At 37.0% G+C, this 24,810-nt stretch carries 24 protein-coding genes; 21 read left to right on the top strand and 3 right to left on the bottom strand.

All coding sequences use genetic code 11. The annotated features are described in order from the left end of the window. Positions 1-48: 48 nt before the first annotated feature. From AC4BC3_RS06650 to AC4BC3_RS06620, 7 genes are all read left to right on the top strand, one after another. Entirely contained in the window at positions 49-1,482 is a 1,434-nt protein-coding gene (locus tag AC4BC3_RS06650; RefSeq protein WP_206908020.1) for an amidase, read from the top strand. Positions 1,483-1,505: 23 nt separating this feature from the next. Continuing rightward, entirely contained in the window at positions 1,506-2,345 is an 840-nt protein-coding gene (locus AC4BC3_RS06645; RefSeq protein ID WP_206908018.1) for a transporter substrate-binding domain-containing protein, read from the top strand. Beyond that, the gene (locus tag AC4BC3_RS06640) at positions 2,345-3,007 is read left to right on the top strand and encodes an amino acid ABC transporter permease (RefSeq protein ID WP_206908016.1); all 663 of its coding nucleotides are present in this window, start codon (positions 2,345-2,347) and stop codon (positions 3,005-3,007) included. Before AC4BC3_RS06645 ends, AC4BC3_RS06640 begins: the two co-directional genes overlap by 1 nt. Positions 3,008-3,230: 223 nt before the next feature. Beyond that, complete coding sequence (locus tag AC4BC3_RS06635; RefSeq protein WP_490466100.1) at positions 3,231-4,295, top strand: C39 family peptidase; 1,065 nt, start codon at positions 3,231-3,233, stop codon at positions 4,293-4,295. Positions 4,296-4,456: 161 nt separating this feature from the next. Continuing rightward, a complete protein-coding gene (locus AC4BC3_RS06630) occupies positions 4,457-5,146 on the top strand; it encodes a hypothetical protein (protein ID WP_490466099.1) in 690 nt (229 codons plus the stop codon). A 4-nt stretch (positions 5,147-5,150) separates the two neighbouring features. Further along, positions 5,151-6,107, top strand: a complete 957-nt coding sequence (locus AC4BC3_RS06625) for a sce7725 family protein (protein WP_490466098.1) — start codon at positions 5,151-5,153, stop codon at positions 6,105-6,107. 27 nt (positions 6,108-6,134) lie between these two features. Beyond that, positions 6,135-6,644 carry a GNAT family N-acetyltransferase gene (locus AC4BC3_RS06620; RefSeq protein ID WP_490466097.1) on the top strand — a complete coding sequence of 170 codons (510 nt, stop codon included), beginning with the start codon at positions 6,135-6,137 and terminating at the stop codon, positions 6,642-6,644. Positions 6,645-6,768: 124 nt separating this feature from the next. Here the strand turns inward: AC4BC3_RS06620 and AC4BC3_RS06615 are convergent, their stop codons facing one another. The 3 genes from AC4BC3_RS06615 to AC4BC3_RS06605 all read right to left on the bottom strand — a co-directional run bounded on the left by AC4BC3_RS06615 (position 6,769) and on the right by AC4BC3_RS06605 (position 10,395). Further along, positions 6,769-7,329 carry a guanylate kinase gene (locus AC4BC3_RS06615; protein WP_490466096.1) on the bottom strand — a complete coding sequence of 187 codons (561 nt, stop codon included), beginning with the start codon at positions 7,327-7,329 and terminating at the stop codon, positions 6,769-6,771. Positions 7,330-7,487: 158 nt separating this feature from the next. Further along, positions 7,488-8,669: a NupC/NupG family nucleoside CNT transporter gene (locus AC4BC3_RS06610; protein ID WP_206908006.1), complete on the bottom strand. Its 1,182-nt coding sequence runs from the start codon at positions 8,667-8,669 to the stop codon at positions 7,488-7,490. A 223-nt stretch (positions 8,670-8,892) separates the two neighbouring features. Then, positions 8,893-10,395: a DUF1846 domain-containing protein gene (locus tag AC4BC3_RS06605; RefSeq protein WP_206908004.1), complete on the bottom strand. Its 1,503-nt coding sequence runs from the start codon at positions 10,393-10,395 to the stop codon at positions 8,893-8,895. Positions 10,396-10,619: 224 nt separating this feature from the next. Here AC4BC3_RS06605 and AC4BC3_RS06600 point away from each other — a divergent pair, with 224 nt between their 5' ends. The 14 genes from AC4BC3_RS06600 (at position 10,620) to AC4BC3_RS06535 (ending at position 24,803) form a co-directional block, all read left to right on the top strand. Further along, positions 10,620-10,823, top strand: a complete 204-nt coding sequence (locus AC4BC3_RS06600) for a hypothetical protein (protein ID WP_490466095.1) — start codon at positions 10,620-10,622, stop codon at positions 10,821-10,823. A gap of 220 nt (positions 10,824-11,043) precedes the next feature. Continuing rightward, the gene (locus tag AC4BC3_RS06595) at positions 11,044-11,946 is read left to right on the top strand and encodes a viral A-type inclusion protein (protein WP_206908001.1); all 903 of its coding nucleotides are present in this window, start codon (positions 11,044-11,046) and stop codon (positions 11,944-11,946) included. Beyond that, a complete protein-coding gene (locus tag AC4BC3_RS06590) occupies positions 11,943-13,046 on the top strand; it encodes a hypothetical protein (protein WP_490466094.1) in 1,104 nt (367 codons plus the stop codon). The genes AC4BC3_RS06595 and AC4BC3_RS06590 overlap by 4 nt, the downstream gene beginning before the upstream one ends. A 97-nt stretch (positions 13,047-13,143) precedes the next feature. Beyond that, positions 13,144-13,662 carry a hypothetical protein gene (locus AC4BC3_RS06585; protein WP_490466093.1) on the top strand — a complete coding sequence of 173 codons (519 nt, stop codon included), beginning with the start codon at positions 13,144-13,146 and terminating at the stop codon, positions 13,660-13,662. After that, complete coding sequence (locus AC4BC3_RS06580) at positions 13,643-14,032, top strand: DUF4430 domain-containing protein (protein WP_490466092.1); 390 nt, start codon at positions 13,643-13,645, stop codon at positions 14,030-14,032. The genes AC4BC3_RS06585 and AC4BC3_RS06580 overlap by 20 nt, the downstream gene beginning before the upstream one ends. Positions 14,033-14,077: 45 nt before the next feature. Next, positions 14,078-15,013 (top strand): cation diffusion facilitator family transporter, encoded by a 936-nt coding sequence (locus tag AC4BC3_RS06575; protein WP_490466091.1) that lies wholly within the window; start codon positions 14,078-14,080, stop codon positions 15,011-15,013. Positions 15,014-15,153: 140 nt separating this feature from the next. Beyond that, positions 15,154-15,933 carry an AzlC family ABC transporter permease gene (locus AC4BC3_RS06570; protein WP_206907989.1) on the top strand — a complete coding sequence of 260 codons (780 nt, stop codon included), beginning with the start codon at positions 15,154-15,156 and terminating at the stop codon, positions 15,931-15,933. Beyond that, entirely contained in the window at positions 15,926-16,243 is a 318-nt protein-coding gene (locus AC4BC3_RS06565) for an AzlD domain-containing protein (protein WP_206898002.1), read from the top strand. The genes AC4BC3_RS06570 and AC4BC3_RS06565 overlap by 8 nt, the downstream gene beginning before the upstream one ends. Positions 16,244-16,535: 292 nt before the next feature. Continuing rightward, complete coding sequence (gene licT / locus AC4BC3_RS06560) at positions 16,536-17,384, top strand: BglG family transcription antiterminator LicT (protein ID WP_206907987.1); 849 nt, start codon at positions 16,536-16,538, stop codon at positions 17,382-17,384. A 125-nt stretch (positions 17,385-17,509) separates the two neighbouring features. Beyond that, complete coding sequence (locus AC4BC3_RS06555; RefSeq protein ID WP_490466090.1) at positions 17,510-19,408, top strand: beta-glucoside-specific PTS transporter subunit IIABC; 1,899 nt, start codon at positions 17,510-17,512, stop codon at positions 19,406-19,408. Between the two features lie 24 nt (positions 19,409-19,432). Next, positions 19,433-20,857 carry a glycoside hydrolase family 1 protein gene (locus tag AC4BC3_RS06550; protein WP_490466089.1) on the top strand — a complete coding sequence of 475 codons (1,425 nt, stop codon included), beginning with the start codon at positions 19,433-19,435 and terminating at the stop codon, positions 20,855-20,857. A gap of 716 nt (positions 20,858-21,573) precedes the next feature. Then, positions 21,574-23,169 carry a polysaccharide biosynthesis protein gene (locus AC4BC3_RS06545; protein WP_206907972.1) on the top strand — a complete coding sequence of 532 codons (1,596 nt, stop codon included), beginning with the start codon at positions 21,574-21,576 and terminating at the stop codon, positions 23,167-23,169. A 159-nt stretch (positions 23,170-23,328) separates the two neighbouring features. Beyond that, on the top strand, positions 23,329-24,177 hold the full coding sequence (locus AC4BC3_RS06540; RefSeq protein WP_490466088.1) for a DegV family protein: 849 nt from the start codon (positions 23,329-23,331) through the stop codon (positions 24,175-24,177). A 146-nt stretch (positions 24,178-24,323) separates the two neighbouring features. Beyond that, positions 24,324-24,803, top strand: a complete 480-nt coding sequence (locus AC4BC3_RS06535; RefSeq protein WP_206897996.1) for a DUF6530 family protein — start codon at positions 24,324-24,326, stop codon at positions 24,801-24,803. The last annotated feature ends 7 nt before the right edge of the window (positions 24,804-24,810 follow it).

The raw sequence follows: 24,810 nt of genomic DNA, 5'->3' as shown, positions 1-24,810 counted from the left end.
GTATAGAAACTTATGGGAGAATGATTTGGAAAAAAAGGAGGGTCTAAAATGAAAGATGCGGTCTATCTATCTCAGGCATTGAAAGAGAAGCAATTCAGTCAACAAGAGTTTCTTGAGGAAACAGCGAAAAAGGCCAAAAAATTAAATCCTGAATTGAATGCTTTTGTGACATTTGCCACTACTGATTTGCCTTCAAAAAAAACTGATTCGTTGTTGGCGGGAGTGCCTTTTCCGTTAAAAATGTTAGGGCAGGAGAAAAAAGGTTGGTTAGCAACATCAGGTTCTATTTTGTTCAAAGATCATCGTGCTTCAATGAATTCAAACTATGTTCGACAAATTGAATCGCTTGGTTTGTTGCCACTTGGACAAACAAATTCACCCGAATTTGGATTCAAAAATATTACAGATCCTGTACTTTATGGTCCAGCAAAAAATCCGTGGAATGTTGCTCATTCACCTGGTGGTTCAAGTGGTGGTGCAGCGGCGGCTGTCGCAGCTGGTATTGTTCCTATGGCGGGAGCAAGTGATGGTGGAGGGTCTATTCGAATCCCAGCTTCGTTTTGTGGTCTGATTGGTTTGAAACCTTCAAGGGGAACGATGCCTGTGGGACCCTACGCATGGCGTGGCTGGCAAGGTGCTGCAATTGACTTTGGCTTAACGATTTCGATGCGAGATACAGAAGCCTTGTTTTATGGATTACGTGGAACAGCTTCAGGTGCGCCTTATCAAGCATCACCAGCAGAATGGCAAACCCATCCAGATAAAAAAACATTACGAATAGCAGTCTGTTCTGCTTCACCGATTGGTTCAAAAATTAGTGAAGAAGCAAAACAAGCGGTAAAAAATGCGGTTGATTTTTTAGTTGAGAAAGGTCATGACGTAGTAGAAATTACTTATCCTTTGGATGGTCGCCACTTGATCAGTTCGTATTATCAAATGAATGCTGCTGAAACTGCGGCAATGATTACTTCGATTGAGGAAAATCTGAAGCGTTCTGTCAGACAGGAAGAATTGGAACCAATTTCGTGGACGCTATTAGAGTATGGGAAAAAAATTGCTGCAGCTACTTACATCGAATCGTTGCATGTTTGGGATCGCGCAGCGGTAACAATGGAAGAACTATTCCAAAACTATGATCTGTTTCTTTCACCAACGACCGCTTTCTCAGCTCCAGAAATAGCCAGAGATTTACAAAGTGACGTGATTCGCGAGAAAATGAGTCAAGTCTCTGAACTGTCAGAGAAACAAGCTTTTGAGATTGTTACGGAAATGTTTGAGGAAAGTTTGCAAATTACTCCGTATACTCAGCTAGCGAATTTGACTGGACAGCCAGCTATTAGTTTGCCAACACATCTAACGGTTGAAGGATTGCCGTTAGGAATTCAGTTTATGGCAGCTAGAGGTCGTGAAGATCTTTTATTTACAATAGGAAAGTTATTTGAAGAAAATCAAAAATTTTATTTGCCGAAAAATGTTCAATAGTGTGTGATTAGTAGGAGGAAAAAATGAAAAAGTCAGTTTTTGCAATTATTGTAGTTAGTGGTTTATTCGCTTTAACAGCTTGTGGGCAAGGAAGTTCTAAAACAGTAGAAGATAATAGCTTAAAACAAGTAGAAGACAAGAAAGAGATGGTTGTTGCAACTTCAGGAACATTGTTTCCAGCATCTTATTATAACGATGATAATCAATTAGTTGGTTATGATGTTGATGTAGCAAAAGAAGTAGCTAAACGTTTAGGCGTTGATATTTCATTTAAAGAGTATAATGTTGATGGTCAAATCACTGCTGTATCTAAGCAATCAGTTGACTTTGCGGCGAATGATTTTGGTATCACAAAAGAACGTGAAAAAAAATTCTCTTTATCTGATCCAATCAAATACTCTTTTGACAGCATGATTGTGCGTCAAAAAGATGATTCTGGGATTGCTTCTTTAGAAGATTTAAAAGGCAAGAAAGCTGCTGGCGAACCTAACACTAGTTATATGAAATTAGCGGAAAAGTATGGCGCAGAATTAGTTACCTATGATAATGCGACAAATGATCAATATCTAACAGATGTTGCAAATGGACGCACTGATGTGATCTTAAATGATTACTATTTACAAAAGATGTCTGTAGCTGCTTTGCCGGATATTCCAGTTAAGATTTTGGAGAACGTGTATTTCAATGCGAACAGTAGTGGTTTTTTGTTTAAAAAAGGGCATGATGCTTTAGAAGAAAAAGTGAACAAAACACTTAAAGAAATGAAAGATGATGGTACATTGAAAAAAATTTCGGAAGGCTATTTCCAAACAGATGTATCAGTGAAACCAAAAGAAGAAATCGCTGAGACGGTGAGTGACTAATGTATTTTCCCACAATTGATTTTCTTCTAATGTGGCAGTCCATTCCCTTTGTTTTACAAGGGTTAACATATACGTTAGGTATCGGGGTTCTTTCTTTCTTATTAGGAAATGTCATTGGGATCGTATTAACAATACTTGGGCTCGTTCGCTGGCGACCTATTCGCTGGTTCGTTCGTTTTTATCTTTCTTTTTTTCGAGGAGTTCCTGCGTTAGTGTTACTCTTTTTATTGTATTTCGGCTTACCTTATCAACTGAGTGCAGTGGCTGCATCAATCATTTGTTTTACGATTACAAGTAGTGCTTTTCTTGGAGAAATTTATCGTGGCTCGTTAGCTGGCGTGCCTCAAGGACAATGGGATGCTGGCTTGGCGGGTGGTTTTTCTTTTTTAGGGGTTTTACGCTACATCATACTGCCACAAGCTTTTCGCATTTCTATCCCTGCACTAAGTAACGTGGCAATGGATTTGGTAAAAGGGACTTCTTTGGCAGCGACGATTACCGTTCCAGAAATTTTTCAAAAAGCAAAAATCATTGGTGGTCGGACATTTGACTATTTTTCGTTGTATATTTTAGTTGCTTTGGTTTATTGGTTGATTTGTATTGGGATCGAGAAAGTCCAGCAACTATTGGAAAAGCATTATGCGAATCGTTTAATCCAATGAAAGTGAATAGATAATAAAGAAAGTTAGGATAGAAAATAATCCTAGCTTTTTTTTAATTGCTATTTCATTCTTCCTATTAGATAATTTTATTGATAGGAGTCATCTTTAGTACAAGTATTATGCAAGAATGAGAAAAAAAGAGTTTTTTTGAATGAAATTTTGTCATGCAATATTTCATGCTACAATTTTTTGTACAAATAATTGAATGAACTGAGGGATAAACGTGAAAAAAAGAGGAGTCACATTGTTAGGATTGGGCTTATTTTTAGTAATCGGGTTACAAACAGAATGCATACAAGCAGAAGAAATAGCAACAACTAGTGTAGGTAGCATTCCCATGTATCGCCTGTTTAATAAATACAGTGGGGAGCATTTGTATACGCGTAGCACTGGCGAAAGAGATAATTTAAAACGTGTTGGTTGGAATTATGAAGGTGTTGCGTGGCAAGCACCAACAAGTGGTTCACCAGTTTATCGCTTATACAATCGCTACAATGGGGAACACTTCTACACGATTGACGCAGGCGAAAGAGATAAGATTTCCCATACTGGTTGGACGTATGAAGGCATTGCTTTCTATTCCTATAAAGGCAGTGGCGGTGTTCCTGTGACTCGTTTATATAGTAAAAAAGTGAATTGGCACCATTACACATTGGATCAAAATGAAACGAGCATTATTAGTAAACAAGGTTGGAAAATCGAGGGAACAGGTTGGTATGCGAGCCCCGGTAGTGCACCAGCACCAGCTCCAAGCAATGAAAAAGTATTGAATGTGCCAGTTGTTTGGCAAGGAAACACCATGCTGTGCGAAGGGGCTTCATTGCTACAAGCGTTGCGTTACAAAGGCGTAACGAATCAAGAGTTGCTGACATTTGTTAATTCAATGCCACGCGCAAACGACAATAACCCCTATCATGGTTATTCAGGTGAATGGCGCCACAATGTTTCTGGCACGTATCAAGGAATGATGGCTGATCCAGTTGTTCAATGGGCAAAAAAAGTTGGTGGAAATGCGGTGAATATTACTGGTCAAGGAACAAATGGAATGAAAAATGAAATCAGAAATGGCAATCCTGTTGTGACTTGGATCACTTATAATTATGCGTCACCACAGTTTAAACAAATGCCTTGGGGACGAGCTGTCTGGAATGGGCACGTGGTATTAGTTGATGGATTTAAAGATGGTGCGTACCACGTAGTCGATCCAGTATTTGGGGCAAAGTGGATCAATGCGAGTACCTATGAAAATGCCTTTAATGTCACTAAGATGGCAGTAGCTGTTCGATAATCAGGTATGGTAAATGAAAAGCTCATGGGGAGTGTGGCAGTTGCTGTCGCACTCTTTTTTTGATTTGCCAGTTGATAAGAAATAACTGGCATTTTTCATCAGCGTTGTGTAAAATAAACAAGATGATTAGGCGAAAATACGTTCCCATTGGAGGTGGAAAGATGAAAACATCCTTAACAATTGATATGGAGCAATCACTTTACCAGTATTGTCTTGAGCAAGGAGGAATCGTGGTAGAAGAGGTAACGATGCCAGAAGAACAAGGAATTGTTGATACGTTATGCTGTTTAACAAAAGCAGACGGGACGCGTGAATGGCGCTGTTATGAATTAAAAGTAACAAAAGCAGATTTCCGTTCGGCAGCAAAGCTTTCATTTATTGGGCACTATAATTATTTTGTTTTACCTCAAGAACTCTATGAAGCTGTCAAGGCAGAGATTCCAGCAGAAATTGGTGTTTTTGTTTACCGACCCTACGTTTCAACGGAAGAGATGCCTGCACCAGGAACCTTTGCAATTGCCAAAAAAGCAACGAAAAAAGAATTGACAGTACCAGAAAGGGCACTGACTAACCGTTTCATGGCCTCACTATTCAGAGAAGTTCGAAAAGCGAAACAAATGGAGCGTGGAGTGAGATATTTTCCGACTGAACAATTGTATAAAGAACTAAAAAACCGTTCAGATGAACAAAATCCATTTTCAACTGAACGTTATTATGAACGTTTCATGGAAGACTTGAACAATCAAGCTGTGGCTGAATTACAAGAAGAGGTTCTTGCTCTGCAACAAGATTATGAGTATCTACGACAACAACAACAAATTCGGCGTTTGCCAACTGAGCCATTGGAGTGATCTTATGTATTATCCTTATTTGCGTGGAAAACAATTTGATCTGTTAGCCCTGAAAGAAGCGATAAATCGTAATGTTTTATCTGCTAAAGTTCAGCCAATTATTGAACCAGTCAGAGATTCGGCGACACTTAAAAACGTTGTTGAACTTTTCCAAAAGAAAAACCACCCGCTCATCTTGATCGATAATCCACAAGTAGGCCAATTTAAGCTGTTTCAAGAACATCTACATTCATGGACGGAAACACAGAAAAGTGCCATTCAACATGGGGTGATTTTGACACCACAAAATTTTCAAGAGATTGTGAGCAAGCCGCCTGAATGGTTGATTTTCGATGGGCAATACTATTTAAGAGAGCCAGCAAGCTGGAAAAAATTGGCAAAGAGCGAAACGAAATTCATTATCCCTGATAAGAGTCGCTTACGTATTTGGTTACCAGAAAATAAAATTATTTTACGAGACTCTTTTCAAACGAAAAAATATGTTGAACACTATACCGAAAAGCCAGATGATTTTTTTAGCGATGACTACTTGTTTCATCGAGAAGATGGTTATGTTGGCTTTGCTGATTTTACAATTGAAGGTAGTCGTTATTTTGACAAAGGGTATCCTAGTCGTGCATTAGCCATCCATTTAACCTATGTGGATGCTTACGGGAATATCCGAGTGAAACATTTTATTTCTGATAGTAATGAGTCTGCAAAAGATCAAGCGCTCAAATTCTTTGAAGCAGCGGCGAAAATGAAAAGTTGGGTTTGGCGAAATCAAGACCAACTACTGATTACTTCAGGGATGATCGAGCTTTTGTTACTAGAAAAAAAGCAAAAATTTCCAGGATTAGGGGTATTAAAAAAGTGGACCTTACTACATCACTTAGAGCTAATGAGTCGGCTAGTAGAGCATCCAACAAACTGGTTGAAAGAAGTGACACAAACCAATCGCTTACAAGAATTAGATCAATAAAAAAGGAAGTTACGGGAGGCAATTAAAATGTACCTTAGAAAAACAAGACCTGAAGACATCGATAAAGTGATGGAGATCATTCAAGCAGCGACACAATTTTTGGCAGCACAAGGCTTGCCACAATGGCAAAACGGCCACGGGCCAACCAAAGACATGATTGTGATGGATCGTGAAAAAGAAGAAAGCTTTGTGTTGATTGATGACGAACAAATCGTAGGTACAGCAGCTTTAGTTTCTGGTGTTGATCCTGTTTATACAGCAATCGATGGTTCGTGGGAAGAAGTCTCATCCGTCTATTTGTCTATTCATCGCGTGGCAGTTGATCCAGCAGTTAGAGGAAAAGGCTTAGGAAAAAATTTGCTCAAGCATTTAGTAACAATTTCGGCCATCCAAGGAGTCAAGGATATCCGAATCGACACGTATCCGACCAATGAGCCAATGAAAAAAACAATTTTAGCAGCAGGCTTCCATTATCGAGGGATGATTGAATTTCCATTTGAAAATGGGGAGAGGCTGGCTTATCAGTTGGTGATTTAATGGGGAAATCATTAATTAAAAGGAATTCATATGTTGTCATTTGAAGAAAAGTAAAAAAAGGAATCAGAGTGTGTGTCTGATTCCTTTTTTGTGTAGTAAATAACAAAAAAATGATTGAGAAAACTTATCTTAAAGTATTTTCTTCTAAAATTTTTTCGAGTTGCTGCTGAGCTGATTCAAAAGTTTTGTCATTTGAAATAATTGCAAGGGTAGGGATACTAGTTAGGTGATGGAGTTCTTCTTGGTCACGTTCAAAAAGTGCCAGTCTTTTTGAACGCTCAGTTTGTGAATCCCCTCGCTCTTTTAAACGTTTTTGTAATGTTTCTTTTGAAATTGAAATGAAGATGGGGCGAATACGGTCACCAAATAGTTCATGAAGTCGCCAAAATCCCGAGGCTGTTAGAACGGCGTAACAATCAGCTTTTTTTAGTCGATTCGCAATTTCCATTTTACTAGAACCATAATAATTTCCCGCATATTCATCCCATTCAGCAAATGCACCATCCGAAATCATTTCTTGGAATTTTTTTTTAGAGACAAAGTAATAATCTTTTTCGTTTAGTTCGCCAGGGCGCTTTGGGCGGCTGGTATGCGTAATGATTTTTTGATCTGGACGAAAAACGGAAGCAGCTAATGAAGTTTTCCCTGAACCAGATGGACCAATAATCACATAACAATGAGTCATATTTTACCTCCTTATTAGTTATTAATATAACCTAATGATGCTTAAAATGAAAAGAAGAGGCTGGGAAAAGTTTTGCTCCCAGTCTCTTTCTTTTGAGTCAATTTAATTTCACGATGAGATAAATTAAATTGGTTTGATACATCTTGTTTGTCTGTTTTTTAAATTAACAAACCTGTTACAATCGCACTAAGGAAGCTGACTAATGTTGCAGTAAGCAAGATTTTCAAGCCATGCTTTGCGACCAAGTTTCCTTTTTCTTCATTCAATCCTTTCATCGCGCCAGAAATAATTCCAATAGAAGAAAAGTTTGCAAATGAAACTAAGAAAACAGATAAAATAGCTGTGGTTCTTTCTGTGAAATGAAAGTTTCCAGTTGAAAGTTCAGTCATGGCGACAAATTCATTAGTCACTAATTTTGTTGCCATGATACTTCCAGCATCAACTGCTTCATTCCAAGGAATCCCACTGATAAAAGCAAGTGGGGCAAAGACGTATCCAAGGATTTCTTGGAACGTAATGCCGAATAATCCGTTAAAAATTGCATTGATCATTGCAATCAAAGCAACAAAACCAATCAGCATTGCTGCAACAGTCACTGCAACGTGAAACCCATCTAAAATATATTCACCAAGCATTTGGAAAAATGTTTGATTTTTATCTTCTTCAATAATCAACTCGTCTTCTTTAGGATCGAGTTCATAAGGATTAACGATCGAAGCCATGATGAAGCCGCCAAGCAAATTTAAAACAAGCGCAGTAATCACATATTTAGAATCAATCAAGGCCATATAAGAACCGACGATCGACATGGAAACTGTTGACATTGCGGAAACGCTCATTGTAAACAAACGTTTTTCAGATAAGAAAGGTAGTTCTTTTTTTATAGAAATAAATACTTCAGATTGACCTAAAATAGCAGAGGCAACTCCGTTATACGATTCCAATTTCCCCATACCATTGATTTTGCTTAACCCAAGACCAACTGCTTTCATAAATAAAGGCAAGATTTTGATATAACGTAAAATTCCAATAATTGCTGAAATAAAGACGATTGGCATCAAAACATTTAAGAAGAAGGGAAAGCTTCCTTTATTTGCGACACCAGCAAAAACAAAGTTGACACCTTCACCGGCGAAGGCTAATAAATGGTCAAATAATTTTGCTGCAACAGAAACAACTGCGTGACCCACAGAAGTTCGCAAAAGCACAAAACCAAAAACTAATTGAAGCACAAACATAACAAGTAAAGGCTTCAACTTGATTGCTTTTTTATTATTGCTAATGAAAAACGCAATCGCTAAAACTAGTATTAAACCGACAATTCCTAATACATAACTCAAAAAATCACTCCTAACAAAATTCCGTCTAATTTTACCTGTTTTCATAACGAAATACTAACCTTTCAATTAAAATTTCATTGTTTTTTTAGAGTGAAGCGGATACAACATAAAAACCATGTGATTCTAAAAAAAGTTTTTAAAAAGAGGCGGGACTTCAAGCATAAAAAACCATATTGAACAAAAAAGTTCAATATGGTTTTGACACGTTTTATTCAAAAATTGATTATTGATAATAAAGATTTTCAGAGGGATAAACCGGCGCGCAAGTTAAATCGATTCCTAACTGTTTCAGCGTCTGCTCATCGTTTTTGTTCATCATAACTGTCGAATGCGCTTGGGCACCATCTAATTCACTAAGCTGTTCATAAGCAACTTGTGCAATTGGATTTGTCACTGCGCTAATAGATAAAGCAATCAAGACTTCGTTGATCGTTAATTTATCAATGGAAGAATGCAAAGCTTGTGACTTCATTCCTTGGATCGTTTCTAAGATCAATGGTGAAAGTAAAGGAATATCATCCGCAATATGTGCAAGATGTTTTACAGCATTCAAAATGACAGCTGCGGAAGCATCCATCAACTTCCCTGTACGTCCAGTAATAATTACATTATCTGGCAGTTCAATTGCAATTACAGCAGTTGGATCTTTTGAAGGGTTTTGAATTGTTTTGGCATATTCATGGGCAGGAGTAACCACTTTACGATCTTCAGGTCGTAGTCCAACTTCTTCCATGATTAATTTAATGCGGTTCACTGCTTCTTCATCAATTTGTCCTTTTTTAAAGTCACATTTTGTTTGGAAATAGCGACGAATGATTTCTTGCTTAGAGGCTTCCTGAACAACTGCGTCATCGGTGATGCCAAAACCGACACGATTCACGCCCATATCAGTAGGCGATAAATAAACAGATTCTTTACCGGTGATTTTTTCAATGATACGTTTGATGACAGGGAAGGTCTCCACATCACGATTATAGTTAACCGCTACTTTGTTGTAGGCATCAAAATGGAAGGAATCAATCATATTGACATCTTTTAAGTCAACAGTTGCAGCTTCATAAGCAATATTCAATGGATGTTTTAGTGGTACATTCCAAACTGGGAAAGTTTCAAATTTTGAATAACCAGCAGCATGTCCTTGTTGACTTTCATGGTAAAGTTGGTTCAAACAAGTTGCTAATTTTCCACTACCGGGACCGGGTGCGGTGACCACAACGATTGGTTTTGTTGTTTCAATATAAGCATTTTTACCAAAACCTTCTTCAGATACAATTTTATCCACGTTAACAGGGTAATCTTCAATTTCTGAATGTGTGTAAACTTTGATATCACGACGTTCAAGTTTATTGATGAAAACTTTCGTTGCTGGTTGGCCGTTATAACGAGTGATAACGACACTATTGATCATTAAACCATAGCCGCGTAATTCGTCGATCAAACGCAAAATATCCATATCGTAAGTGATTCCGTAATCACCACGGATTTTGTTGCGCTCAATATCGCCTGCGTAGACACAAATCAAAATTTCTGCTTGATCTTTCAATTTTTGCAACAATTTGATCTTAGCATCCTCTTCAAAACCAGGTAGGACACGTTTTGCATGCTTGTCGTCAACTAATTTTCCACCAAATTCCAAATATAATTTGTCATAGTGATTTACTCGCTCCAAAATATAAGTAGATTGTTCTTCAATATATTTTTCTGAGTCAAAACCGATTTTTTTCACTAGATTCCCTCCTTAAGTACTAAAGCATTTTTTCATTTTTTTACTGATTCGTCAACCTTCGTGAGAAAATTTGAAGAAAAGAATCATGTTGATTTTAAATAATCAGTGATTTTAACTAGAAATAGTTAGATTAAAAAAACAGAAAAGTTTCAGTCAATTTTTTGATTCTATCTTGTCTACGAAGCTATTCATTGGTATGATACTTTTGATAAGGAAGGTGTCCTATGAAAAAAAGACAAAAAAAGAAAAATACTTATAAAAATTATATCCGTTCGATTTTTACTGGGTATGAAAAGATGCTAGAAAATCCTGAATTAGGCGAACTTAGACTTTCATATTTAAATGAAGAAACATTACTAACTCGCGACGAACAACAACGCATTCATTTCACAACCCGCGAACTGCCTAACAAAAAAAACAATCATTGATTGATGAAAGCAGATAAGAAGAGTTGCCGCAAGTGTGCATTCTCTTACGCTGTTTTAAGAGCTGTGACATGGGTCTCTCGCCTTTGTTACAGTTTTTTTGTTTTTTAAGATTTTATCTAAATGAGCGAGCGACTCGTTATTTCCGTGTCCCATTTTGTAACAATTTTTCGAAGAAAATGGTACTATTAAGTTATCAATTGAAAGCAAGGAGGTAAAAAATATGAAAGATTCTTTAACAGAAGAACATCATGAACCTGAGACGGTAGAGATGGATAAACATACTGATGAGTCATCTTTTGATGATATTAAACAAAAAGCAAGTACAAACTTATCTCAATTGCTAGGAGACTTGCAGGCATTTGAACAAGCTGTACGTGAAGAAAATATTCCTGAAATTTATCGACTATACAATAGTCATTTAAATGATGAGTTAAAACGAAGCTCAAATGAAAACCATGAAATTGATCAATTACTTATGAGAAAAATCCAAGATCGTTTCCTGCAACAATTTCCTTTTATGGAATTGGTAGATGAACTATCGCCAACTTTAAGTTATTACAAAATTGGCACCTACTACCATGAACGTCCAACGATTGCAATTGACGCTAGTTTGCCGGAAATTTTTGTTTTACCGCAAATTGATGCTGAGTGGGAGCAATATGCCCAAGGTGAAGTAGTAGATTATAGCCATGAACTAAATGAGTTGGATGCAAAAGTAATTACTGCACAAACAGAAATTGAGCGTCTGGATGAAGAAATTGGCGCATACAATAAAAAGATAGCTGCTTTAGAAGAGTCAAAAGGTTTCTTAAACCGAAAAAAAGTTGATGAAGAAATTGAAGCATTGGTAAAAGAAAAACAAGTTTATGAAAATGAAAAGCTAGGTTGGCTACCTTATATTGACGAACCAGCTAAAATTCAAAAACAAAAAGAAGATATGATGCAACAAGCAAAAGCAGATCAACTAAAAGCTGCCATCGTACAAAAAGAACAGCGCCAAATTACGCGTTACTTTGGTGGGAAAGAAAACTTTGGTCCAGCTATTCATCAGTTTTTAATGAATTACCTTGGTAGTGAAAACCCTGAAACAACAATCCTTGATGAAGGAGGTTTGGAAGAATGAGTGAGTACGAAAAAGAAGAAGCAGAAAAGGTAGTCGAACCTTCAGAAATCGAGAACGAAGAAGCAACAGTTGATCCAACGGAAGAAACAGTCCTTGCTGAAACAACGACTGAGCTTTTAACAGAATCAGATTCTGAAGAGGAGCAAGGCACAGTTGAAGGAACAAAAATTCATGAAAAAGAAAAAATCGTTCCTCAAATGACCGCTGACACAACGCTTGCAAAAAAAGAACAAGCGTTAGCTGATAATCAGTCTTACTTAAGTGGAAAAGAACAAGACCACCAAGAAATCGTTCAAATGATTCATGAAGCTGAAGTACAGCTTGCTGATTTAAGAATGCGTAAAGCATTCATTGAATCTGGATTTTCGGAGTTGCTAGGTGCGTATCAACAATATATTTTAGCTGATGAGCCAATTTCGCCGATTGCTCGAACGAGTTTGGTTGAATACTTTGCCTATGAGCTTTTGAAACCTTTAAATGACATTGGTCTAGAATTGTCAAGAACAACCTATGATACATGGGAAACACGTCATTTTTCAATTAATTACGCGTTAGATGATTCAGACAACTTGATTTTTTCTTTTGCACTGCCAACGATTGATGAACGTTATCAAGTGGATGCGATCAACCTCTTGAAAGTTTCTCCAGAAACAATGACGATTGACGTGAAAGATGACCAAGTTTTAGCACTTATTCGTTATTGGTCAGTTGAGCGTGTCTTTTCAGTCGGACAAATGACGATTTTTAATCATAAATTGAATCAATTATTGGAACATGCTCGGCAGCTTGGGTTCACTGTCAATGAGACACTTTTAGATAATACCAAAGTTTTACGTTTGAATTTACAAAGTGAGTTCGAATTAACGGAGCAAGTTCTTGATGATATCTTTATCGTTGCAATGGAGCACCCACAATATGATATGGAAAAATTAGGTGAAGATGCTTATGAGGTCTTACTTGATAAAGGCCAATCATTGACGGTATCCAAAGAAGGAGAGCAAACCGCATTGTTTGTTTCTTCTGGTGAATATCATCGTTCGGTTATTGATTTCTTTATCAACTATGAGTTTCTAATTCCATTAATGGTACGAAAAGTCTGAATACTGGAACGTTGTTAATAATGAAACTGGCACAAACTGGAACACGCGGTTTGTGCCAGTTTCAAGTGTTGATTTTTAAGATTGAAGAGGAGAAAAAATGAGTGCCAGAAAACTTGCACAGTTGAGTATGCTCAGTGCTGCTTGCGTAGCAGGTAGAGTAGCTTTTCAATTTATTCCCAATTTCCAACCTATGACGGCAATCTTGTTAATGGTCGTTTTTTACTTGGGAATGGTTGATGGATTGATTGTCATGAGTTTGTCGCTAGTAATCAGCAGTTTTTATTTTGGCATAGGCCCGTGGGTAATAGGTCAATGGCTTAGCTATGGGGGAATTTTCTTGTTGTTTACTTTATGTAGACAGTCGAGTTATTTCAGAACAAGTGGTTGGTTGAAGGGTATTTTCTTTTTTTTAGCAGGTTTTATTTATGGAGGACTAATGGCGATTTTTGATACGGTATTGTATCAGTTACCTCAGCCTTTCGTTTATTATCTACAAGGTATTTCATTTGATGCGTCGCATGCAATAGGAAATTTCGTTTTTTATGTCCTTTTCTTTCCTATCGTACAGCGACTAGTAAAACGATTTGGGGGAAAAAATGAAAAAGATTATTTATAGTTTGGTTGTCGTTCTTGTAGGTCTGGGAATATTAGGTGGATGCAGCACTATAGAAAAAACAACTAGTAGTCAACTGAGCGCCAGTGTGCAACGGCAAGAAGCAACAATCCTTCTTCAAGAAAATGGGAAAGAATTCGCTAATCAGAAAGTTACTTTTGAAACAGGCGAAAATCTTTTAGAAGTTTTACAAAAAACTTTTAAAGTTGAAGAAGAAAAAGGATTTATTACCGAAATTGAAGGATACAAACAGGATCAAACGCAACAGAAGTATTGGTTGTTTACGATCGATGGCGAATCTGCTACTAAAGGTGCCGCTGAAATCGAATTGAAACCGGGACAAAAAATTGTCTTTAATTTAGCAAAAATCTAAGAGTAGACTCAAAGGAAAATGAATCTATAGAAAAGAGGAACATAGGTGGAAAATTTAAAAAAAAGTGGCATGTTTTCTGTCTTAGCAGCATTGGGTGCCAATATTTTAGTTGCGATCAGTAAATTTATTGGTTATGCGATTAGTGGAAGTGCTGCAATGTTGAATGAAAGTATCCATAGTATCGTTGATTGTAGTAATCAAATACTACTATTATTTGGTAATAAACGTGCTGCAGCTGGTCAAAGTGACCTTCATCAGTTTGGAGAAGGTCGAGCAAAATATTTTTTCAGTACAATTGTTGCAATGATGCTCTTTTTTGGTGGGGGCGCACTAGGTGTCATGGAAGCTTTTGAAAAACTATTGCATCCTGCACACGAAGTAGAAAACCCGATGATTATTTTAGTTATCTTGTTATTCGGAATTATTATCGAAGGAAGTTCTTTACGGATTGCATTTAAAGAAATCAAAGAATTGAATACAGAAAATCTATCACTATTAGCCTTTTTACGTGAAAGTCGTCATAGCGAAATTTTGATTATTTTCACAGAGGATTTTTGCGCAGTAATTGGTTTGGTGTTAGCTATGGTGGGAACAATTTTAACTATGGTGACTGGCATTGCTGCTTTTGACGCAATCAGTGGTCTGTTAATTGGTTTCCTATTGATGGGTGCCGCTATTTTCCTTGCGAAGGAATTTTATAGTCTGATTATTGGTGAAAGTGTGACTGCGCATGATTTAGTGTTAATCAAAAAAGCATTTGATCGACCAGAAATAGAACGGTTAATTGATATTAAAACAATTCACATGGGACCAACTGAAATTTTGGTTGCGGCGAAAGTGGACATTTTGGACATCAAGGAAGAGTTTGCTTATGCAATTGTCAACGATATTGAACGAATGATCCGAAAAAGTTTACCTGACAAGAAGATTTATATTTATATTGAAACCGATAAGTATGATCCTAATTACCACCGTGAATAAGCTTGGATGAAGAAAAAAGATAAATTGAAGCTGAAATGAGAAAAATTTAATATTGTTTTTAGATAAAACGGCTACAATTTATTGAAATTATGTTACAATGAGTCCGCTGTTTATTTGTTGTAATCAAAGGAGACATTTTAATGAGTAGAAAGAAAACTGCGCCATGGCTTCAGTCTTTTCATGCAGTGATGCCGCTTTGTTTTAGCTATATCCCGGTTGGGTTAGCCTGTGGTGTTCTGTTACAGAAGGTTGGATTTGATCCATTATTGACCGGTTTATTATCAATTTTGGTTTTTTCCGGCGGTGCGCAATTCTTAGTTGCCTCAATGTTAGCAACACATGCATCATTTGCAACAACCATCTTGATGGTATTTTTCTTAGAATTACGTTATACATTGTTAGGCTCAAGTCTTTCAGTGTTTATGAAGAAAGAAAGCCGTCCATTTTTAGCTGTCTTTTCACAATCACTAAATGATGAAAACTATGCAGTTAATTACTTGAAATATTCAACAGATCCAACTTGGAACAAGCAAAAAGCTATGTATGTCAATTGGTTTTCTATGGCCGCTTGGGCAGGAAGTAATGTGATCGGAAATGTTTTTGGTTCAGTGATTCGAGTAGATGCTGACTTAGTTCATTTCGCGTTAACTGCGATGTTTATTTTTATGTTTATCATGCAAATGAAGAATGGTTTATTGATTTTGACTGGTATTTTTTCCGGTGTCTTAGGGGTTGCTTTTATGATTTTATTCCAAAATACATTTGGCTTGATCGTAGCAACTGTGATTGCTTCTTTCGCTGGATTACTTTTGGAAAAAGCTTTCCAAAAAGAAAAAGAGAAAAAGTTACGACATCGCGCGGAACAAGTAAACGAGCCGTTGTTTAACTTCCCAGATCAGGAGGCGCAAAACCATGAGTAAAGGTTATTTGATTTTATTAGTTGCTTGTTTATTTCTAGCAGCTTACATTCCCAGAGTGGTACCGATGCTTTACTTTACACAAAGAAAGGTTCCTGCCTGGTTTAGTGATTGGATGAAGTACGTTCCAGTAGCGTTGTTCTCTGCGTTGGCATTTAAAGATGTTTTTATCACACATGAGCATTTAGATTTTGCTTGGAATATCAAGATCTTAGCTATGATCTTAGTAGCAGGTGTAGCGTATAAAACGCGATCTATGGCGTTATCTGTAGTAACTGGTTTAGCAGCCGTTTTTTTATTATCAATGATTTAAACAACGAAGTTAAGGGTGGGACATCAATGCGTCCAAGCCCTTTTTTTGTTGCCAAAATGAAAAAATATCTCTCTGGTTTATCAATGGTAGCAGAAGAAATAGTGTGTCAGTTTTTTCGTACGGAAGTGTAAAAAAAATTGTGAAAATCAGATTGACAGCGCTTACTAAAAATGGTAATTTTATTTTAGGATAGTTATTATTCAGTTAAGCTAAACCTAAACGACATTTATTTGTGGTGTCGTTTGGGTCTTTTTTTATGCATTGGTGAGGCTGAAAGAGATGGGGGAGTCAATTGAAAATTCTGCGGATTTTGAATAACAACGTCGTAGTTGCTTTAAACGATGAAGGACAAGAAATCGTTTTGATGGGCAATGGTTTAGGATTTCAAAAAAAGCCTGGTTTTAAGGTTGATCCAGGGAGTATTGAAAAAGTATTTGAAATAAAGAATCAAAGTGAGTCGTTACGAGTGGAACAAATGCTTTCAGAAATTCCTGAAGAGGTGATCATAATTGCTTTTGATATCTTGAACTACGCAAAGAAAAAGCTGAACAAAGAATTTAATGAAACAAGCTTTATTTCTTTTGCGGATCATTTATACACGGCGATCCAGCGTGAAGGCAAAGGGATTCAAATGAAGAATTTTCTATTATGGGATATCAAACATTTTTTCCCAGAGGAATTAGCTATTGCACGAAGAGGTATCCAATTCATCAATGAAAAAATGGGTATCGAGCTATCCGATGACGAGTCTGGTTTTTTAACGTTACATATCGTAAATGCTGAGTTGGACATCACGAATGAGTCAGCCGTCAGCCTTACACAAATGATTGAAGAAATTCTAACGGTTATCAAATATACATTGAAGATCAACTTTACGGAAAACGATATTTACTTTCAGCGTTTCATTACCCATCTACGATTTTTTGCGGAGAGAGTGTTGAATGCAAGAGGAAGGGAAGCAACCGAAGAACGAGTCGAAAATGAACTATTTATGCTCGTCAGCCAAAAGTATCGTGAGGCTTTTGAAGCAACTAAAAAGGTAGTTGAATTGTTGGCAACACGTTGGAAATATCAAGTCTCTAAAGATGAACAAGTGTATATCACTATTCATATTGCAAGAATCATCGAAAAAACGAAGTAAGAGAGTTTCTCTTAAAATAAAATGAAAGGGGTAAATTTGGCTTACAGCAAAAAGAATTGGATCGTTACATTTAGTTGGCGAGACCTCTGGATTAAAAAATATAGTTAAATTTGGAGGAAAAAATCATGGGAAAATATGAGCAACTAGCACAAGATATTGTCAAAGAAGTTGGTGGAAAAGAAAACGTTAATTCATTAACAAACTGTATTACGCGTTTACGGTTTAAGTTAAAAGATGAAGGGAAAGCAAATACAGATGTGTTGAAAAACATGGATGGCGTCGTAACGGTTATGCAATCAGGTGGTCAATACCAAGTGGTGATTGGCAATCATGTTCCTGATGTACGCAAAGATGTGGATGCGGTTTTAGGATTATTAGAGGAGAAAACAGATTCAGGGCCAAAAGGGAATTTATTCGATCAATTTGTAGATATTATTTCAAGTATTTTCCAACCGATTCTAGCACCATTATCTGCAGCCGGTATGTTAAAAGGGGTTGCCGCAATCTTGTCATTTGCTCTAGGTGCAGAGTTTGCAGCAACACCGACTTATGCTGTAGTCAATGCCATGGGAGATGGATTATTTTTACTTTTACCGATTTTTATTGGTTTCACGGCAATGAAGCGTTTTGGTGGATCACCGTTTTTAGGAATGATGATTGCAGCAAGTATGGTATACACCGGATTTATTGATGGTTCATTGACCAGTCAATTTGCTGAAAGTGGTGGTTTGAATTTCTTTGGTATCCCATTTTCACTTCCAGCGGCTGGTTATGGTTCAAGTGTGATGCCAATCATTGCATCAACGGCATTTGCCGCATTTCTTGAAAAACAATTACGAAAAATCATCCCTGATGTTGTTAAGCTATTTCTAGTACCGTTTTTCACTGCGTTGATTACCGTTCCCTTAATGTTTATTGTGATTGGTCCAATCATGAACACAGCTTCAGAAGCATTAGGAAATGGGTTACTTGCAATTCAAACCTTTAACCCGATTATCTTTGGTGCGATTTTAGGTTTTACTTGGCAAATTCTGGTCATGTTTGGGCTTCATTGGGCGCTAATTCCATTTGCAATCATTGCTTTGTCTCAAGGACAACCAACAGCTTTATTGACACCAAGTGGTAGTGTTTCCTTTGCTCAAACTGGAGCAGTTTTAGCTGTTTTGTTAAAAACAAAAAATGCCAAATTGAAAGAATTATCTGTTCCTGCATTCATTTCGGGGATTTTTGGTGTAACAGAGCCAGCAATCTATGGGATTACTTTACCTAAAAAGAAACCATTCTGGGCATCTTGTGTCGTTGGTGCATTTACAGGTGGGACGGCTATGGCTTTAGGGTTACAAGCATATCAAATGGGTGGACTAGGAATTTTCCGTTACACAGGTGCTATTTCTCCTGATGGCGATATTAAATTTGCGATTTATAGCATGGTTTTAGATGCAGTGGCATTAGTTGCTGGCTTTGGTTTAGCTTGGGCGATTGGCTTTAAAGATGATGAGCCAACAATTGCGATGAGTAAAGAAGAAGCAAAAGGTTCATTTGCAGTACAAAAGAAAAAAGTAGCAAAACAAGAAATTTTTTCACCAATCACAGGAAATATTTTACCGTTGAGCCAAGCAAAGGATGCTGCTTTTTCAGAAGGAATTATGGGAAAAGGTGTAGTGATTGAGCCGACTGTTGGTGAAGTTGTCGCACCTTTTGACGGAACGATTATGACTTTGTTCCCAACAAAACATGCAATTGGAATTATTTCTGAAGATGGCATGGAATTACTGATTCATATTGGTATCGATACGATCCAATTAGAAGGAAAACATTTTGAAGTATTTGTGAAACAAGGTGACACGGTTAAAAAAGGAGATAAGCTAGTTCGTTTCGATATTCAGGCGATTGAAGAGGAAGGCTATAGTACACAAGTTCCAATAATTGTAACGAATACTCCTGATTATGCGGATATTATCATGACGGATGAAAATGAAGTACAGCAAGGAACATTGGTTTCCACCGCTATTCTTGCTAATTAAACCAAAAATGAGGGAGAAAAATCGATGAGTTTTCCAAAGAATTTTTTATGGGGTGGCGCGACAGCTGCCAATCAATGTGAAGGTGCTTGGAATGTTGCTGGTAAAGGAGATTCAATCAGTGATCATAATCGAGCAGGTAGTCGAACAGCAGGGACACGTCGAACATTCGACTTAGTCATTGACGAGGAAAAGTATTATTATCCAAGTCATACAGGTATTGATCACTATCATCGCTATCAAGAAGATATTGCCTTGTTTGCAGAAATGGGTTTTAAAGTGTATCGTTTGTCGATTGCTTGGTCACGAATTTTTCCAAATGGTGATGAAGAAACGCCAAATGAAGAAGGATTACAATTTTACGATGATTTATTTGATGAATTACACAAGTATGGGATCGAACCTTTAGTGACGATTTCTCATTTTGAATTACCGTTCCAATTAGGCAAACGCTATGATGGTTTTTTAGATAAACGAACAATTGCATTTTATGAACGCTACGCAATGACTTTATTTGAACGCTACCAAGACAAAGTGAAGTATTGGCTGACATTCAATGAAATCAATTTTGGGACATTAGAACATGGTAAGCAAATCAATGGCTTGTTTAACCGTGAGTATACAGAAACAGAACAATATCAAGCACTACACAACGTTTTTCTAGCATCTGCTAGAGCAGTGATTGCCGGACATAAAATCAATCCAGAGTTTAGAATTGGGTGTATGTTGGCGTATATTACAATGTATCCTAAGACATGCCGCCCAGAAGATGTACTAAGAACGCAACAGTTGAATGATCGTTTGAATTATTTCTGTGGTGATGTCCAAGTTAAAGGCGCGTATCCTTATTATATGAAACGCTATTTTGAAAAAAATAATATCCAATTAGAGATAACTGAAGAAGAGCAAGCATTGTTAAAAGAAGGGACTGTTGATTACTATACATTTAGTTATTACATGAGTACTTGTATTGCTGCTAATCTTGAGGACCGTGAAGATACTACGGGTGGAAACTTGTTTGGTGGTGTCGCAAATGAATATTTGGAAGCGAGCGATTGGGGATGGCAAGTTGATCCCGTTGGCTTGCGATTCACTTTGAATCAAATCTATTCTCGTTACGAAGTCCCTCTTATGGTTGTAGAAAATGGCTTGGGTGCATTTGACCAAGTAGAAGAGGACGGTGCAATCAATGATGACTATCGCATTGACTATTTCAAACAACATATCGATGAAATGGATAAAGCGATTGACGATGGGGTAGATTTGATTGGTTATACACCTTGGGGCTGTATTGACTTGATTAGTGCAGGAACAGGTGAGATGAGTAAACGTTACGGTTTTATTTATGTTGATCGTGATGATGAAGGAAATGGTACGTTAGACCGCAGTCGCAAAAAATCATTCTATTGGTATCAAAAAGTAATTGAAACAAATGGTGAAGACTTATCTTAAAATAAAAATAATTTTTTAAAAAGTGGTTGAGATAAAAGCAATCAGCTCTGAGAAATAAGAAGAATCATTCGAAAATCGCTTCAACTATTTTTGGAATGCCTTGGCTTATTTCCAAGAGAATTGCTTTTGGAAACACCATGTAGTTTAAAAAGTGTCTGGAACATCATCCTTTTGATTGATGTTCCAGACACTTTTTTGTGAAATAAACCAATCGAATGTGTGATGCAAAAAGCGTTGAATAAATTTATATTGAATAACGGTTCTCATCTGGGATTGTGACAGGCAGAGAAAGTGTTAAGGTTCCTTTAACATACTTGATAGTTGCGGAATGAATGATACCATTTAATTCAGTAATCGAATGAAAGAGAGTTGGCTTTGATAGATTCGATCTGAAAGATAAAAGGTTAAAAAAAAAAGAGACAACCGACCACTGGCTGTCTCCAAAGAATATTGAACTAGACAAACAGTCTGTTTTCCGCCAACTGATTTGTCTAAATAACGAATGAAATCCGTTATGAGAAAAGTATAGCATAATAGTTGGATCAGTCTAGCTAGAAAATCATTTAGTGGACAGTTATTTGGCATTTTCAAAATTTGTCTATGCATAAGAATAGGCACGCGAGATGAAAAAGCAATGCTAGGATTACTTGTTCTTATTTTTTTGCTATAATGTAAAAGATGTTTAGATCCTAATATATATAGTTGAGGAAGATTTGATGAATAAAAAATTGATGCAGGGCACATTTTGGTTAACGTTTGCCAATTTGTTGTGTAAGGTTTTAGGTGTTGTGTACTTAATTCCTTGGTTAATGATGATGGGGGATAATCAAGACGGGATGTTAGCAACGACCCTCTATAATGTTGGTTATTTACCTTATGGATTATTCTTGATGCTGGGAACAGTCGGTTTTCCTAACGCAATCGCCAAAAAAGTGGCTATCGCAACAAAAGAAGGAGATGCGCAAGAAAGTCGAGTGATTTTTCGTAGTACGATTAATATCATGTTTGTCATTGGGATTGCCTCGGCTGTTTTGATGTATTTATTTGCACCAGCGCTGGCAGGAATCAGTCCAATCGCCAATGTGAACAATGGAATCTTAGCGATTCGCAGTTTATGTCCTTCCTTAGTTGCTATTCCAGTGTTAAGTGCAATGCGTGGCTATTTCCAAGGAAAGAATGACTTGCGTCCATATGGAACTTCATTGATCATTGAACAAGCAATTCGAGTTTTGGTTATTTTGGCTGGGACGTATTATTTGCGTGTTTTAACGAATGGAACGATTTTAGAAGCAGTCTTAGTCAGCACTGTTGCGTCGTTTTTCGGCGGTCTAGCTGCAATTTTCCATATGTATGTAGTGGGACGAAAGAAAGATTACTTTAGGTTGAAGGATTTCTTGGTATCTACTCGCTATTTTAAAAAGGATAATCGTCGTGCGTCGGTCGCGATTATTCGTGAGACACTCCCATTTATTTTTGTCGGCTCAGTTATTACGATCGTACAGATGATTGATCAAGTAACGATGAAACCATTGTTACATTTTTTCCGGCCAGATATTGCGGATCAACAACTGGAGTTTTTATTTAGTCGTGCGTCGGTCAATCCAAACAAGTTGACATTGATTTTGATTTCAATGGTGGGAACTGTAGCAATCAGTAGTTTGCCATTATTAAGCACTTTGAAAAAAGAAAATCGAAAACAAATTGAAAAAACAGTTGGAGACAGTTTTTCAATCGCTATTTTGATTTTACTGCCATCACTTGCGGGAATGTCTTTATTAGCAGGACCGCTGTATACACTTTTCTTTGGCTACGATCCTGAAAGCGTGGGGTATTTCCAATTAGCATTACTCGCTTCGCTGTTCTTTTCATTATTTACGATTTTATCAACGATGTTGCAATCATTAAATCACCATTTGTTTGCTATTCGGCTAACAGTACAGGCAATTGTTTTAAAAGTTTTTTTCCAAGTCATTTTCTTAGCTTTATTTGGTGGTTATGGAATGAGTTTGTCAAATGGAATGGCATTTGGATACGTATTTATCCGAGGTTATTGGTACATGTGTCATGAATATCAAATTGCGCCGTTATACAAAATCAAAGACTTCTTCTTTAAAACGGTTCGTTCGACAGCGCTAATGTTGCTTGTATGTGTGACTGTTTTCTTTTTATTACACACGCAGCTCTCATTAGAAAGCAAGACGAACGCTGTGATTTATTGTGTGTTGATTACAGGAATCGGCGGATTGACCTTTATCTTAGCTCAGTTTGGCAAAAGTGGTATCCAATCATTGTTGCATCGACGTAACGCCTGAAGGAAGAGTTACGTTTTATCTTGAACTATGTGCTGCTACAAAAAGTTCGCTTTTTGTGGCAGTCTTTTTAATAGAACTGGATTTTAGATTTATCTACAAGCAAAAATATGCTATAGTTATAGGGTCTGGAAAAATTCTTTGAAACGAGGAAATAGATAAATGAAACTTGCAGTTGTTACTGATAGTACGGCGTATTTGCCGGAACGTATCAAGAACCATCCCGACTTATATGTAATCCCGATCCCAGTCATTTTAGATGGGAAGATTTATAATGAAGGTATCGATATTGAGGCTGATGAATATTACGGTCTTTTAAAAAACAGTAAGGATTTCCCTACGACATCTCAGCCAGTCGTTGGAGAAGTTTTGGCATTATATGACGAATTAAAGGCGAAAGGGTATGACACGGTAATCAGCATTCACCTTTCTTCTGGTATTTCTGGCTTTGTTAACACGTTGTTTGCAATGAAAGAAGATGTGAAAGGATTAACGGTGATTCCGTACGATTCGAAAATTACAAGCATGCCTATGGGACACATGGTCGAATCTGCCTTAGATTTAAATGATCAGGGAACATCACTTGAAGAAATTTTATCACATATCGATCATATTCGCGATAATACCTATGCTTATTTGATAGTTGATGATTTGAACAATTTAGTGCGCGGAGGTCGTTTAACAAATGGTGCAGCATTGATTGGTGGACTATTAAAAATAAAACCGATCTTGACATTTACAGATGGAAAAATCGTTTTGTTTGAAAAAATCCGTTCAAGCAAAAAAGCATTTGCCCGTGCAGAAGATATCATTGGTCGACGAAAAGCTGAAATTACAGGACCAGTTAAGTTATACGTGATTCATGCAAATAACTTAGATGTTGCAATCAGTGAAAAAGAAAAATTACAAAAGAAATACCCAGATGCAGAAATTGAGATTGGTCACTTTGGCCCAGTAATTGGAACACATCTTGGAGAAAAAGCAGTAGGACTTGCAATTTCAGCGCAATAATTCTTATTTTATTCATTTTTGCCAGCAAACAAATTTGTTTGCTGGCATTTTTTTGTTTATTGGATTATAATCGCATTGACTGTTAGTAATTTACTACGTTAGTAATTTAGTAAATTACTAACATTAATAATAAAGGAGTGTTTTTGATGGAAATCCCAACAAATTTAAAGCATAAACCTGTTCTTGTCGTTGAAGATTATGATAAAGTTGATGGCCGTAATGCCTTAGATACAGATGCAAAAGGCTTGTCTCTTGGTTTAGCACAATGGAATGATCGCGGAAAAGTCGATATTTCTGGAAAAGTTTGGCGTCATACAGGCGAAAAATGGTCACGTCAATCCGAAGAATTACCAATTACTCGTATTTTAGATTTAGCGATTTTAGCAGCACAAGGAAGCTTGTATTTCCAAGATGCATATCGTTATAAAAAATTCTATGATCCTGAAAATCCCGTAGTCGATATCATTGGCTTGCAAGGAAATCGAATGACTGTCGAAGTCGATACCAAAAATCCTAAGATTGATGAAGACATTATTCTTTACTATGATACTTTACAAAAAGATGGTGAACTAATTGGCGAACGTTTCCGTATCTTAAAACGTTTGTTAGATGATTTAGGTTATTAAAATCACC

Source organism: Enterococcus sp. AAFC-DPL-6103 (genome assembly GCF_058216595.1).
The sequence above is the reverse complement of the archived record's forward strand: the minus strand, read 5'-3'. Positions and strand labels throughout refer to the sequence as shown.